This is a genomic window from Streptomyces sp. NPDC048484, assembly GCF_040651415.1.
GTDB lineage: Bacteria > Actinomycetota > Actinomycetes > Streptomycetales > Streptomycetaceae > Streptomyces.
Map to the genome: position 1 here is coordinate 61,137 of NZ_JBEZJY010000023.1, position 13,755 is coordinate 74,891.

Genomic DNA, 13,755 nt, shown 5'->3' on the forward strand with positions numbered 1-13,755 from the left:
GCCGCGGCGGCACACCGGCCCGGGCGGCGGTCACCCGGAAGCGGACGGTTCCGCCCGCACCAGCCCCTCGCGGTACGCGATCGCCACCGCCTCCGTACGGCTCGCGGCGCTCAGCTTCGCCAGGATGTTGGACACGTGCACGCTCGCCGTCTTGCCGCTGATGAACAGTTCCTCGCCGATCTGCCGGTTGGTCCGGCCCCGCGCGAGGAGCAGCAGGACGTCGTTCTCCCGGGCGGTCAGCGCGGGAATCCCGCCCGCCGTCGGGGAGCTCTCCGCGAGGCGGGCCCGACGGATCAGCCGCTCCACGTCGTCGCGCAACGGCACGGCACCGAGGCGCACCGCCGTGTCGTGCGCCGCGCGCGCCTGCCCGGACGCCTCCTCGCGACGCTCCGACGCCGCCAGGCTCTCCGCGAGCCGGAGACGACAGCGGGCCTGCTCATAGACATCCCCGTGGCCGAAGGCCTCGACAGCCCTCTCCCAGGCCTCCGTGTCCGGCTCGGCGCCGGCCCGCGCCCACTCGGCCTCGGCACGCGCCAGCCAGGCCCGTCCTTCGGGTCCCTGCGGCAAACCGTGCTCGCCGTTGGCCGTCGTGAGCCGGGCCATCTCGATCAGCTCCGTCCCGGTCTGCGCCCAGCGCCGCATGTCCTCCTCGTCGCCGGTCCGGCGGGCGGCCACTGCCGCGTCCGCGACGGTGGTCAGGGCGAGCGCCGCGAGCCGCACCGCCACATGGGGCGTCGTGCCGGCGTCGTCGACGAGGGCCGCGACCGTCGTACGGACCTGTTCGACGGCTGCCTCGGGATCGTGGCGCAGTACCGCCGCGTCGGTCAGGAGGATGCCCGCCACGAGTGTGGCCATCCAGTCGAACGGCCCGTCGAGGAGGGACCGGGCCCGCTCGGCCGCGCCCAGATCACCACGCGCCAGGGCCACCGACAGCGCCGGGCCGATCGCGTAACCCCCCGCCGCCGGCAGCCGTTCGGCGTCGCTCTCCGCCGCGCGCACGCACGCGTCCCACTGGCCCAGGGAGTAGAGGACCAGGGAGCGCAGGTAGCGCATCTCCAGCGGATAGGGCGAGGCGAGCAGCCCGGCGCGGCCCGCGCGCTCCAGGCCCTCGGAGAGCCAGCTCAGGCATTCGTCCAGGTCACCGGCCTCGTGCGAGCCGATGGAGAGGTTGAACAGTGCGCGCACCTCGATGGCCGTGTTCCCCGCGCGCCGGGCCAGCTCTCGGGCCTTCCGCAGCCGGCCCTGTCCCTCCGGGGTGGTCCGGTTCTCCCCTTCGAGGCTGACCAGGGAGATCATCAGATCGGCCTGGGCGTCGGGTACGTCGAGTTCCTCCGCGATTCCCAGGGCCTGGCGGGCCACGCGGCGGGCGGTCTCGTCGTCGCCCACATAGGTCGCCGCCATGACGTGGGTGCACGCGGCCCAGACCCAGGTACGCGACGGAGGGTCGGCGGGGATCATCGCCAGGGCCTCGCTGCTGTACGTGAACGCCGCTGTCAGGTTGTCGACCCGCATGAGGTTGCCCGCGAGCGTGTAACGGACCCGGGCGGCCAGTTCGGAGTCCTCGTCCGAGCCCACCCGCGCGAGCGCCGCCCGGGTGAGCGAGACCGCCCGGTGGGTCTCACCGGCGTGCGCGGCGGCGGCCGAGGCGCGCAGCGTCAGCGTGACCGTGTCGAAGCCGTCCGGCCGGGCGTCAGCGGGTACCGCCGACCACAGGTCGAGGGCGGCTTCCAGGTGACGCAGTTCCTCGGCGGGCGCGCGGACCCGCCCGGCGTGGTCGGCGGCCTCCAACGACGCCGCCAGCGCGTCGGGCAGATCGTGGCTCTCCCGCGAATGGTGGGCCCGCTCCGCGGCGCTCTCGGCGGGCCGGCCCCGCCCGACCAGCACCCGGGCGAACGCCCCGTGCAGCCGCACCCGTTCACCCGGCAGCAGATCGGCGTAGACCGCCTCACGGATCAGGGCGTGCCGGAAGGAGTAGGTGTCGCCCTCGCCGGCGACGAGGAGCTGCCGGCCGACGGCCTCGCGCAGCGCCGACTCCAGCTCCTCCTCGGGCAGTTGCACCGCGTCGCGGAGCAGATCATGCTCGACGCGGCGCCCGGCGACCGCCGCGGTACGCAGCACCTGCTGGGCGGTCGGCGGCAGTTGTTCGAAACGGATGAGCAGCACGTCGGCCAGCCCGCTGGGCACGGCGGTCGCGGCGCCGGGCATGGTCTGCGAAGTGGCGGCGAGCAACTCCTCCGCGTAGAACGCGTTGCCCTCGGCGCGCTCGACGATACGGCGGACCGTGGCATCGGGCAGTGGGCCGGTCCGCTGGGAACGGACGAGCCGGGTCACCTCTTTGTCGGGCAGCGGCCGCACCTCCAGCCGCTCGACGGCGGGCAACCGCACCAACTCGGCGAGCAGGGGCCGCAACGGGTGTCTGCGGTGCAGATCGTCGGCGCGGTACGAGGCGAAGACCGCCAGGCGCTGACCGAGCGCGCCACCCGCGCCTCCCGTGCCGCCTGCGCCGCCTGCACCTCCCGCACCGGAGGGCACGCCGGCTGCCCGCAGCCGCGCCCGGGGATTCTGCAGGATGCCCCTGCTGAGCAGGAAACGCAGCAGGTCACGGGAGGACTGGTCCGCCCAGTGCACGTCTTCCAGGACCAGCAGCAGCGGGGCGATCTCCGTCAGTTCGGCCAGGATCGCGGCCATGCCTTCGAACAGCTGCGGACGTCCGTCCGCGTCCCGCGCGGTGCCGCCGCCACCGAGCAGGCGGTCGACCACGGGATGTGCGGCCATCGCCGCGGAGAACCGCTCGTCACCGGCGAGGACGCCCAGGATCTCGGTGAACGGCAGATACGGCAGCCCCACGTCCCCGAGGTCGACGCAGTGCCCCGTGACCACCGTCGTGCCTGCCTCCGCGGCGTGTCCGGCGGCCTCGGCCAGCACGCGGGTCTTGCCGACCCCCGCGTCCCCGGCGACCAGCACGGCCCGTGCCTCACCGGCCCGGGACCGGTCCAGAACCAGGGTCAGACGGGCGAGTTCGTCTTCACGCCCGATGAACGGCGTGGTGAATGCGGTGGTCGGCACAGATCCATCCTGGCACGCGCCACCGACAGGCCCCCGGCACCCGGCTCCTGCACCCGGCCCCGGTCAGCGCAGCGTCCGCGCCCAGTCCGCCGGAACCCGTCCGGCGGGGCCGGGCGTCGGCTGGTCCGCCGGGTGGCTGAGCGGCGGGGCGAGGTCGGGGCCGGACTCGTACAGCTCGGACGTCTTGAAGTTCCAGAACCAGGCCTCGCCCGGCTCGAAACTGCGGATGAAGGGGTGGCCCGTGCTGTGGTGGTGGGCCGTGGCGTGCCGGGCGGGGGAGTCGTCGCAGCAGCCGATGTGACCGCACTGGGCGCAGCGCCGCAGATGGAACCACCATCCGCCCGCGGCGTCGCACTCGACGCACCCCGTGCCGCTCGGCGGCACACTCGGGTCGATTCCGTCCGAAGTGGTCATGAGGCCTCCTGAGAGGTGTCGGATTCCGTGTCGGACGCCGTGCCGGTTTCCGCCGCGGTGAGCGGGAGGAACACCTGGAACCGGGTGTCGCCGGGCACGGAGTGCACCTGCAGATGCCCGTGGTGTTTGTTCACGACGATGCGCCAGGAGATGTCGAGGCCGAGCCCGGTGCCCTCGCCCACGGGCTTCGTGGTGAAGAACGGGTCGAAGATCCGGCCGCGGATCTCCTCCGGCACCCCGGGCCCCGTGTCGCGGAACTCGACGAGCAGTTGCTCCCGTTCGGACGCGGTGCGCACGGTCAGTACGCCCTCGCCGCCCATGGCCGAGACGGCGTTGTCGACGAGGTTCGTCCACACCTGGTTCAACTCGCCCGGATAGGCGGGAATCCTGGGCAGCGAGCGGTCGTAGTCCTTGACGATCCGGACGCCGCCGCCCATCTTCCCGCCGAGCATCATCAGGGTGCTGTCCAGCAGTTCGTGCACATCGGCGATCTGGTAGGGCGCCCGGTCGAGCTGCGAGTACTGCTTGGCCGCGTTCACGAGCTGCGAGACCCGGGTCGTGGAGTCCTCGATCTCGTTCATCAACAACTCGGTCTCCACCGTGTAGTTGAGCCACCTGACCGCGCCTTCGAGCGTCCCCTCGTCCACCGTCGCAGCCACCTGGTCCAGCCAGTCGGTGTCCAGCCCGGCCTGCACGAACGTCGGCGCCAGCTCCCAGCCGCCCGCGATGCCGTGGTCGTCGAACCAGTCGCCGAGCGCGTCCTCCCGGTCGGAGGCCTCCAGCGGACTCAGGGCAGAGGCCTTGGCGACCTGCTCCGCGGTGCGTTCCTGGATCTCGACGAGCGTTCCCAGGGCGTCGCGCGCGAACGGGCCCGTCGCGATCATGCCGAGCTTGTGCCGCATACCGGCCACCCGCTCGCGCAGCGCGGACGTGGCCCGGACCGCCGCCGCGGCCGGGTTGTTCAGCTCGTGCGTCAGCCCGGCGGACAGCGAGCCGAGCGCCAGCAGCCGCTCACGCTGCCCGATGGTCCGCTGGATGTTCTGGCTGCCGAAGAAGAGCCCCTCCAGTAGATGTACGGCCATGGGGAACCACTCCCGCAGGACCGCGGAGAACGTCTCGGCCGGCAGGACGAAGAACCGCGAGGGCTCGGTGACCCGCAGGGAGCCCTTGTAGCGCACGTCGTCCGGGGCGGTCAGATAGGCCTGCATGGCGCCCGAGTACACCCCGCGCTGGGACGTACGGCTGATCTCCACGTCGTCGCCGCCGACCCGGCGTGACATCACGAGCGTGCCCTCCAGGAGGACGAAGAAGCACGTGGCGGGCTCCCCCTCCTCGTAGACGTAGCCGGGCTCGAACAGCTCCACCCGGCCCTCGGCGCACAGCCGCCCCAACTGCTCGGCGTCAAGCTTCTCGAACAGGAACAGCGTGCCGAGCTCCGTGACGTCGCACGGCATCGGCCGCCCGCTCACGACTGCTCCAGATACCGGTGGACGAGCATCACGGCCATGGCTCCCTCTCCTACGGCGGAGGCGACACGCTTGGCGGACTCGGCGCGCGCGTCGCCCGCCACGAACACTCCGGGCACGTTGGTCTCCAGGTGGTACGGCGGCCGGTCCAGCTCCCAGTCGGGCGGCGGCTGCCCGCCGGCGGCCAGGTCGGGCCCGGTGACGATGAACCCGCGCTCGTCCCTCAGGACCGTGTCGTCCAGCCAGTCGGTCAGCGGCGCCGCGCCGATGAACACGAACATCCACTGCGCGTCGACGAGTTCGGTGTGGCCGCTCGCCAGGTCGCGCAGGGTGAGCTGCTCCAGGTGGCCGGAACCGTGCACCGCGTCGACGACCGTCCCCGTACGCACCGAGATGTTCGGCGCGTCGGTGATCTGCTCGATCAGATAGTGGGACATCGACGCGGCCAGGGAGGAGCCGCGCACCAGCAGGGTGACCGACTTAGCGCCCCTGGCCAGGTACATGGCGGCCTGCCCGGCGGAGTTGGCCCCGCCGACGATGTACACATCGTGCCCCTGGCACGCGGGGGCCTCCGTCAGCGCCGACCCGTAGAAGACCCCGCACCCGGTCAGGTCCTCGGCGCCCGGTGCGTCGAGCTGCCGGTACGACACACCCGTGGCCAGGATCACGCTGTGCGCGGCGATCGCCGAACCGTCCGAGAACCGCACCGTGCGCGAGGCCCCGGTGACCTCCAGGCCGGTCACCTCGCGTGCCGTCAGGATCTCGGCGCCGAACTTCGACGCCTGACGCCGCGCCCGGTCGGTGAGCTGCGCCCCGGACACCCCGTCCGGGAAGCCCAGGTAGTTCTCGATGCGTGAGCTCTGGCCCGCCTGCCCGCCGGTCGCGGAGCGCTCCACCAGTACGGTCCGCAGGCCCTCCGAGGCGCCGTACACCGCCGCGCCGAGACCGGCCGGTCCGCCGCCGATGACGACGAGGTCGTAGAACTCGGCGGTCGGCGTCGTGGCCAGGCCCACCTGGGCGGCCAGCTCCGGATCGTCGGGCTCGACCAGCACCGCCCCGTCCGCGGTGACCACGAGCGGCAGCCGCTCCCCGTCCTGTCCCGCGCAGGCCAGCAGGCGCTTGCCCTCCGGCTCGTCCGACGAGTACCAGCGGTAGGGCACCTGGTTGCGGGCCAGGAACTCCCGCACGTCCGACGAGCGGGCCGACCAGCGGTGACCGACGACCTTCGTGATCGGAACGGCCCGGTGGTCGGAGGTCCGCCAGGCGGCCAGCAGGTCGTCCAGGACGGGATAGAGCTTCTCCTCGGGCGGGTCCCACGGCTTGAGGAGGTAGTGGTCGAGGTCCACCACGTTGATCGCGTCGATCGCCGCGTTCGTGTCGGCGTACGCGGTCAGCAGCACTCGCCGCGCCCCCGGGTACACGTCCAGGGCCTGCTCCAGGAACTCGATGCCGTTCATCTGCGGCATGCGGTAGTCCGCCAGGATCACCGCGACGAGATCACCGCGCAGCTTCAACTCGCGCAGCGCGTCGAGAGCGCTCTGCCCGGACTCCGCGCGCACGATCCGGTACGCCTCGCCGTAGCGACGGCGCAGGTCACGGGCCACGGCACGCGAGACTCCCGGGTCGTCGTCCACGGTCAGGATGACGGCCCGGCTTGCGTCTGTGCCCTGTGCCATTCGTCTCCCACCCCGAGTGGTCGGCGCCCTGGCGCGCTTTCGCGCGACGCCGCTCCAGTTGCCTGCTCATCGTATGTTCGATCGCCCCGCTTCGCTCCGGAAAGGGGAGGTACCGCCCGGTCGGAGCCGTGGGTGTCGTCCGGCCGGGCCGGGGCATCCGGAGACGGGAGGCAACGATGAACGCAAGCACGTTGACGCGAGGCAGTCGGGTGGGGAAGCACAAGGCGTCCCCGGCCATGGAGGGCGCGGCCCGGGCGGGTTTCACCGCGCGCGGTGTCATCTACCTGTTGGTGGGCCTGCTGGCGCTGCAGATCGCCTTCGGCGGCAGCGGGAAGCAGGCGGACCAGGGGGGTGCGCTCCAGGAGGTCGCCGGGAAGCCCTTCGGAGCGGTCGTGCTCTGGACGCTGGGCGTCGGACTGGTCGGTATGGCGCTCTGGCGGCTGTCCGAAACGGCCTTCGGCGCGGCGGGCCCCGACGGCCACAAGGCGAAGAAGAGGGGGGCGTCGGCGGCACGAGCCGTGTTCTACGGCTTCGTCGCCTACTCCGTTCTCTCGTTCGCCGCGGGTTCCGGCGGCAGCGGATCGAGCGACGGCAAGTCCCGGGACGCGACGGCCAGGGCCATGGACCTGCCCGCCGGGCGATGGCTCGTGGGTGTGGCGGGCGTGGTGATCCTGTGCGCGGGTGTCTGGATGGTGGTGCAGGCCGCGCGCCGGAAGTTCCACAAGCACATGAGGCTCGGTGAGATGTCACGCCCGGTGCGCCGGACGGTCGACGTCACGGGTGCCGGTGGCGGTGTGGCCCGCGGTCTGGTGTTCGCGGTCGCCGGAGGCTTCGCGGTCCGGGCGGCCGTGGACTACGAACCGGACAAGGCCAAGGGCATGGACGACACCCTCCGCTCGTTGGCCGAGACCCCGGCGGGTCCGTGGCTGCTGGTGTTCATCGCCGTCGGCCTGATGCTGTTCGGGGTGTTCTCGTTCGCGATGGCCAGGTATCGCAAGCTCTGACCGGTCGACGCACATGGGTGTGGCCCCGAGTCCGGACGGACTCGGGGCCACACCCATGTCGTGCCGGTGGGAATGTGGTGTCAGCGGGGCAGTCCGGCGGGCTCTGTCGCCCAGCCGGTGTCCGGCTCCGCCACGAGGCTGAACTTCAGCGTGCCGCCGGTCCGCAGGAGGCTGCCGTCCGTCCAGGACCGGTCGTGCGTACGGCCGTTGAGCCGGACTCCGCCGACATACGGGTGCGTGGCGTCGGCGGCGGGCGCGTCGATGACGAGGTCGGTGCGGCCGGGCCGGCCGATCACCGCGTGCGGGAACAGCGGTGCGCCGAGCAGGAGGTTGGCGGTGCCCGGGGTCTGCGGGTAGATGCCGAGGGCCGAGAAGACGTACCAGGCGGACATGGTGCCGAGGTCGTCGTTGCCGGGCAGTCCCGTGGGTCCCGTGCCGTAGACGGTGTCGACGATCTGCCGGACGGTCGCCTGGGTCTTCCACGGCTGACCGAGCGCGTTGTAGAGCCAGGGTGCGTGGATGCCGGGCTCGTTGGTCGGGTCGTAGCGCAGCGCGTCGCCGCCCTTCACCGACCAGGAGCCGTCGGCCTTGTGGAAGAAGTTGTCGAGCCGGTTCGCGGCGACCTCACGTCCCCCCATGGCCTCGGCGAGGCCCTGGACGTCCTGCGGCACCATCCAGGTGTACGTGGCACTGGTGCCCTGGGCGAACCCGCGGTCGCTGCCGGGGGTGAAGGGTGTGACCCACGACCCGTCCAGGTTGCGGGCCTGGATGTAGCCGTTGGTGCCCGCCCCGTCCGTGGCCTGCGGGTTGTAGACGTTGCGCCACCAGCCGCCCCGCTCGGCGAAGGCGGCGGCCTGCTCGTCGAGGCCGAGCAGCTCGGCCCAGCGGCCGAGCGCGTCGTCGGCGACCGCGTCCTCCAGGGTCTCGGCGGCGCCGCCCCAGCAGTGGCACACGTCCTGCGCCGCGTACCCGGAGGTCATGTACTGCGCCAGGTTGGGCCGTTGACCGGTGCACTGGCCGGGGCAGCCCGCGTCGGAGAGCCCGTCCGGGTGCGGCACGGTGGCCTGCTCGGCCAGCGAGTCGAAGGCACCGCGGTAGTCGAAGTTGCGCACCCCCATGGCGTAGAAGGTGGCGAGGGTGGCCGCCGTCGGGTCGCCGGTCATGACATGCGTCGGGCCGTTGATGTGCACCCAGCGGTCCCAGACCCCGCCGTTCTGCTGGGCGAAGTTGTAGAGGGACTGCGCGAAGTCCCCTGCGATACCCGGCTTGAGCAGGGCGAGGAGCTGGATCTGCGCCCGGTACTGGTCCCAGCCGGAGAAGTTGCTGTACTGCGCCCCCTGCCCGCGCTCGATCCGGTGCGCCCTGCCGTCCATGCCGGGATAGCGGCCGTCGGTGTCGCTGACCAGGTTGGGCTGCTGGAGGGAGTGATAGAGCGCGGTGTAGAAGGCGGTCCGCCGGGCCTCACTGCCACCGCCGACGCGCACGGAACGCAGTTCGCGGTCCCAGGCCCTGCTGCCGGCCGCCGCCACCTTGTCGACGCTCGCCTTCGGCGCTATCTCCTCGCGCAGGTTCGCCTCGGCTCCCGCGAGACTCACGTACGAGATGCCGAGCCGCATGCGGACATCGTTGTCGGACCCGGTGTCGAAGCCGACATAGCCGCCGGAACCGCGGCCCGCGCGGGCGGCGCCCGTGGCGTACCCCTCGCCGCCACTGCCCGTGGTGGCACCGGGGGAGAGGGTGCCGTCCTTCCACGTCCCCGTGGTCGAGAAGTCGCGGTCGAACGAGGCGGTGAAGTAGAGCCGGTAGTAGCTCTTGCGGTTGTTGACACCGCCGTTGGCACGCCGGCCGCAGAACGCGCCGGTCAGCACCGAACCGGTCACCTTGCGCTTCGCCCGGTCGATCTTCACCTCCGCGTCCTCGCTGCCGTTGAGCGAGTTGGAGACCCGGAAGAGCAGGTTGGCGGGCTTGTCGGCGGGGAACGTGAAGTCGGCGACGCCGGCCCGCTGCGACACCGCGAGGTCGGCGCGGGCGCCGGAGTCGAGCCCCACGGAGTAGCGGCCCGGCACGGCCTGCTCGTCGGCGTGCGAGAAGTTCGCCGCGTAGACGGCGTCCTTGGTGTCCGCCGAGGGCGAGGAGGTGACGTCCCCGACGAACGGCATGATCGGTACGTCGCCGGCGGCGCCCGGGTTGCAGCCCGCGCCGTTGACATGGGTGAGGCTCAGCCCGCGCAGCCGGGTCGCGCCGTACTCGTAGCCGTTGGCCGCGCCGGTACTGGTCTGGTCACCCCGGGTGCTGGTCGGGGACCAGCCGATCATGCCGTACGGGAGGTTGGCACCCGGGTAGGTGTTGCCTCCGTTCGCCGTGCCGATGAGCGGGTCGACGTACGCGGTGGGGCGGACCGGCGCGGTGGTGGCGTCGGCCGCCGAGGAGAGCGGGCCGGGAAGGGCGGCGGCGAGTGCGGTGGTCAGCGCGAGAGCTGCCGCTCTCCTGCCGAACCTCCGCGATACGGCGGCGGAACTGAGGACCATGTGCCAGGGGACCTTCCGTGAGGACGGACCACGGGGCCGGCCGCCCGGCAGGCGGCCGGCCCCACGAAGTGCGGCCGAGCGTAGACGCCCGGGATACGGCGCGCACCGACGGAACCGGCAGCCCCGGTGAACGCGCGGTGAATCCAACGCGCCAACCCCGCCCCGCCAGGGGCGCGGGGAACGGCGCGCTCAGCCCTCCGCGACCCGCACACGACATCGCCCCGTGCGGAGCGCCGAGGTCCACATGGACACGGAGCACGCGGGTAGAGACGGGCCCGCCACCTCCCGGCGATGGAGCCCGTCCAACGGCGCGCGCCGACGTCAGGCCGTGTGCAACGTCAACCCGTACCGGTTGAGGATCTCGTTGATCGGCTGGTACCAGGTCTCGCCACCGGTGGAGCAGTTGCCCCAGCCGCCCGACGTGACGCCCTGCGCCTGGTCACCGCTGATGAAGGAGCCGCCCGAGTCGCCCGGCTCCGCGCAGACGCTGGTCTTGGTCATCTGGTGCACGGCGCCCTGGCTGTAGTTCACGGTCTCGTTCTTGGCCAGCACGTTGCCGCAGTGCCAGTGCGTGGTCGATCCGGACCGGCAGATGGAGGAACCGACGGGTGCCTCGGCGGACCCGCGTACGAGCCGGTCGGAGATGGTGCCCCAGCCGAGCACGACGGGAACTGTCCACCAGCCGCTGCCGACGTTGACCCAGGCGTAGTCGTTGTCCGGGAACGAGGAGCCCTGGATGTTGCCCACGTACGAGCGGTCCCAGCCACTGACGCCCTGCCCCGCCCCGCCGCAGTGCCCCGCGGTGACGAAGCCGCCGTGCACCGAGAAGCCGATGGAGCAGCGGACGTTGCCGGTGTAGAAGGGGTCGCCGCCGACCGTCCCGGCCGCGAAGGTCTCGGGTGCTTTCGCGGTCTCCTGGACGGTCACGGGACCTGCGGCCCGGGCCCGCGCGAGGAACGACCGGACATCGTTGTCAGCACGCTCTGCCGCGACGACGCCCACGACGACCGAGCTCGCCTCGGCGTCGACGTACCAGTTGCTGACTCCCTCGGGCGCGTCCAGCTTGTCGATGCGTGCCTTGGTCGCGTCGAGCTGATGTGCGCTGTACTTGACGGTGCGGACGGCCGCCCCGGTCTCGCGTACGGAGTCGAGGGTGGCGGCGGTGGTGCCGGACTTGACGGCGACGGTCAGTCTGCCGCTGTCGGCGTCGAACCAGGAGCCTCCGTACGAGGATCCCGCCGCACGCCGGGCCTTCGGCTCGGTGGCGGTCGCCGTCTTCTCGGCGGCGAGCCGTGCCTCGGCTCCGGCGCGTGTCAGGCCGAAGTCCCGCTGCATGGCGTCGATGAGGGCCGCGGAGGCCGGGGCTTTCGAGGTGGGGGCGGCTTCGGGGGCGGCGGCCGAGGCGGGTCCTGCGCCGACGGCCGCCCAGGAGCCGATGAGGAGGAGTGAGGCCAGGCCGGTGCTCATGCTCGTCGTGCGTCTCAAGGCGATAGCCCTTCGTTGTTCCAGCGAGGTGGGGGCGGAACAGCTGAACTGTGAGAGCGCTCTCATGGGATGCGGGGCAGAGCCTAGCGGCTGATTATCGTCAGGTACAGACCAAAAACAGAGGCTGTCGGCGGGCGAGGAGGACGCAGGGTCAGCGTGCGAGGGGGACGCCGTACGCGCGTTGGACGTGAAGCCGCAGGACGAGGCGGCTGTCGCGGACCATGGCGGCCCGGTAGTCGTCCCAGTCGGGATGCTCGCCCTGCACGTCCCGGTAGAGCCGGATCAGCTCCTCCACGGTCTCGTCGCCGGGGTCGCCGGCCACGGGTGAGAGGTCCGCGATGCCTTCGACGACGGTGTAGGCCCAGCGGTCCGCGGTGGTCACGTGGTAGGAGGCCCGCGGGTCCCGGCGCAGGTTGCGTGTCTTGGCGCGGCCGTCGGTGAGTGAGACGCGCACGATCCGTTCGCCGGGGTGGTACGCGTGGTTGACGTTCGAGAGCTGCGGGCGTCCGTCGCGCTTGAGCGTCGTCAGCACTCCGCCGTCGTACTCGGAGAGGAGTTCGAGCAGTGCGTCCTGGCTGGTGTCATCCGTCATGTGCCGTCAACGCCCGTGACGGTGCCGGGCATTCCGCCACACCCGGACGGTTCGTACGTTTTGCACGGTGTATCCCGCCTATCCCGCCTATCCCGCATTTCGCGGTCTGTCCCACGGCGTATTCCGCGTCCGGGCGGGTACTCCGGGACACCGGACGTGGCGCGGCGACCGGAACCGCCGCGCCACGCTCTCGGTTCCCGAGAAATCAAGAAGCGGTGCAGGAACCGAGCGTGGGTGCCGAGGAGTTGCCGTTCTTCATGACGGTGAACCCGAAACTCGTCGACGCTCCCGCCGCGAGGCTCCCGTTGCCGTTCGGCTTCATGGTCATGACGTTGCCGCTCGAATCCCAGCTGGGCGTGCCGTTCCACGTCGTGGAGATCTTCTGCGGGGAGGCCACCGTGACGGTCGCTGTCCAACCGGTGATGGCGGCGCTGCCCGCGGTCACCGTCACCTGGCCGTTGAAGCGGTCGCTCCAGTCGGCCGTCCTGCTGTACGACACCGTGCAGGCGGCGTTGCCCCCTCCGCCACCCCCGCCCGAGCCGCTGCCGCCCAGGGCCGTGAGTACCGCGGTGTAGGCGGCCTTCTTGCCGTAGTTGCCGTCGAACAGCAGCGGTGTCCCGCTCGCGCGCCAGGAGTACTTGTCGGTGACGCCCCAGACGGTGATACCGGTGCAGCGGGAGACGCCCAGGCAGGCGTTCACCACGTTGATGTAGCTGCTGGCCTGCGCGCTGCCGGAGCCCTCGATGTCCAGCTCCGTGATCTGTACGTCGACGCCCAGGTCGGCGAAGCGCTGCAGGTTCGCCCGGTAGTCGCCGGGCACGGGGGAGGCGCTGTTGAAGTGGGACTGGAAGCCGACGCAGTCGATCGGCACACCGCGCGCCTTGAAGTCCTTCACCATGTTGTAGACGGCCGTGCTCTTCGCGTTGACCCCGTCGGTGTTGTAGTCGTTGTAACAGAGCTTGGCGGCCGGGTCCGCCGCGCGTGCGGTGCGGAACGCCTCCTCGATGAAGCCGTTGCCGAGCTTGTCCTGGAAGGGGGAGCTGCGCCGGGCGCCGCTACTGCCGTCCTGGAAGGCCTCGTTCACGACGTCCCAGGAGTGGATCTTGCCCTGGTAGTGCTGCATGACCTGGGTGATGTGGTTGTTCATCGCCGTCCTGAGGTCGGCGGCGCCGAGCCCGCCGACCCAGCCGGGCAGTTGGGAGTGCCAGACGAGGGTGTGCCCGCGGACCTTCATGCCCCTGCTCTGGGCATGGCTGACGATCTGGTCGGCGGATCCGTACGAGAAGGAGTTGCGGTTCGGCTCGACCGCGTCCCACTTCATCTCGTTCTCGGGGGTCACCGAGTTGAACTCCGTGTCGAGCGTCGAGGCGTACGCGGCTTCGCCCAGATGGTTGGCCGCGACCGCGGCGCCGAAGTAGCGGCCCTTCTCCGCCGCCGCGCCGCCGAGGGTGCTCGCCGCCACGGCCGTTCCCGCGAGAGCGGTGACGCCGGCCGTGGCGAGCAGGCTCGCCATGCCGAGCACCA

9 protein-coding genes are annotated in these 13,755 nt (G+C 71.7%); 1 reads left to right on the forward strand and 8 read right to left on the reverse strand.

The genetic code is table 11. The features are described 5' to 3' along the window. Window positions 1-30 precede the first annotated feature (30 nt). The 4 genes from AB0D14_RS23555 to AB0D14_RS23570 form a co-directional block, all read right to left on the reverse strand. Window positions 31-3,066: an AAA family ATPase gene (locus AB0D14_RS23555; protein ID WP_362782068.1), complete on the reverse strand. Its 3,036-nt coding sequence runs from the start codon at window positions 3,064-3,066 to the stop codon at window positions 31-33. Between the two features lie 63 nt (window positions 3,067-3,129). Continuing rightward, on the reverse strand, window positions 3,130-3,480 hold the full coding sequence (locus tag AB0D14_RS23560) for a UBP-type zinc finger domain-containing protein (protein WP_362782071.1): 351 nt from the start codon (window positions 3,478-3,480) through the stop codon (window positions 3,130-3,132). Beyond that, window positions 3,477-4,949 carry an ATP-binding protein gene (locus tag AB0D14_RS23565; protein ID WP_362782073.1) on the reverse strand — a complete coding sequence of 491 codons (1,473 nt, stop codon included), beginning with the start codon at window positions 4,947-4,949 and terminating at the stop codon, window positions 3,477-3,479. The genes AB0D14_RS23560 and AB0D14_RS23565 overlap by 4 nt, the downstream gene beginning before the upstream one ends. Beyond that, window positions 4,946-6,622, reverse strand: coding sequence for an FAD-dependent oxidoreductase (locus AB0D14_RS23570; RefSeq protein ID WP_362782076.1), 1,677 nt, complete (start codon window positions 6,620-6,622; stop codon window positions 4,946-4,948). Before AB0D14_RS23570 ends, AB0D14_RS23565 begins: the two co-directional genes overlap by 4 nt. A gap of 176 nt (window positions 6,623-6,798) precedes the next feature. Between AB0D14_RS23570 and AB0D14_RS23575 the strand changes: the two genes are divergently transcribed. Next, on the forward strand, window positions 6,799-7,626 hold the full coding sequence (locus AB0D14_RS23575) for a DUF1206 domain-containing protein (protein ID WP_362782079.1): 828 nt from the start codon (window positions 6,799-6,801) through the stop codon (window positions 7,624-7,626). Between the two features lie 80 nt (window positions 7,627-7,706). Here AB0D14_RS23575 and AB0D14_RS23580 read toward each other — a convergent pair whose 3' ends face one another. From AB0D14_RS23580 to AB0D14_RS23595, 4 genes are all read right to left on the reverse strand, one after another. After that, entirely contained in the window at window positions 7,707-10,154 is a 2,448-nt protein-coding gene (locus AB0D14_RS23580) for a GH92 family glycosyl hydrolase (protein WP_362782081.1), read from the reverse strand. Window positions 10,155-10,475: 321 nt separating this feature from the next. Beyond that, the gene (locus tag AB0D14_RS23585; protein WP_362782084.1) at window positions 10,476-11,621 is read right to left on the reverse strand and encodes a S1 family peptidase; all 1,146 of its coding nucleotides are present in this window, start codon (window positions 11,619-11,621) and stop codon (window positions 10,476-10,478) included. Between the two features lie 169 nt (window positions 11,622-11,790). Continuing rightward, the gene (locus AB0D14_RS23590; protein ID WP_362782087.1) at window positions 11,791-12,231 is read right to left on the reverse strand and encodes a PPOX class F420-dependent oxidoreductase; all 441 of its coding nucleotides are present in this window, start codon (window positions 12,229-12,231) and stop codon (window positions 11,791-11,793) included. Window positions 12,232-12,436: 205 nt separating this feature from the next. Beyond that, window positions 12,437-13,744 carry an endo-1,4-beta-xylanase gene (locus AB0D14_RS23595; RefSeq protein WP_362782320.1) on the reverse strand — a complete coding sequence of 436 codons (1,308 nt, stop codon included), beginning with the start codon at window positions 13,742-13,744 and terminating at the stop codon, window positions 12,437-12,439. Window positions 13,745-13,755 lie beyond the last annotated feature (11 nt).

Coding starts and splice junctions, on each gene's coding strand:
- AB0D14_RS23560 (WP_362782071.1), bottom strand. CDS start 3,480: ATGACCACTTCGGACGGAATCGACCCGAGTGTGCCGCCGAGCGGCACG.
- AB0D14_RS23570 (WP_362782076.1), bottom strand. CDS start 6,622: ATGGCACAGGGCACAGACGCAAGCCGGGCCGTCATCCTGACCGTGGAC.
- AB0D14_RS23575 (WP_362782079.1), top strand. CDS start 6,799: ATGAACGCAAGCACGTTGACGCGAGGCAGTCGGGTGGGGAAGCACAAG.
- AB0D14_RS23580 (WP_362782081.1), bottom strand. CDS start 10,154: ATGGTCCTCAGTTCCGCCGCCGTATCGCGGAGGTTCGGCAGGAGAGCG.
- AB0D14_RS23585 (WP_362782084.1), bottom strand. CDS start 11,621: ATGAGCACCGGCCTGGCCTCACTCCTCCTCATCGGCTCCTGGGCGGCC.
- AB0D14_RS23590 (WP_362782087.1), bottom strand. CDS start 12,231: ATGACGGATGACACCAGCCAGGACGCACTGCTCGAACTCCTCTCCGAG.
- AB0D14_RS23595 (WP_362782320.1), bottom strand. CDS start 13,744: ATGGCGAGCCTGCTCGCCACGGCCGGCGTCACCGCTCTCGCGGGAACG.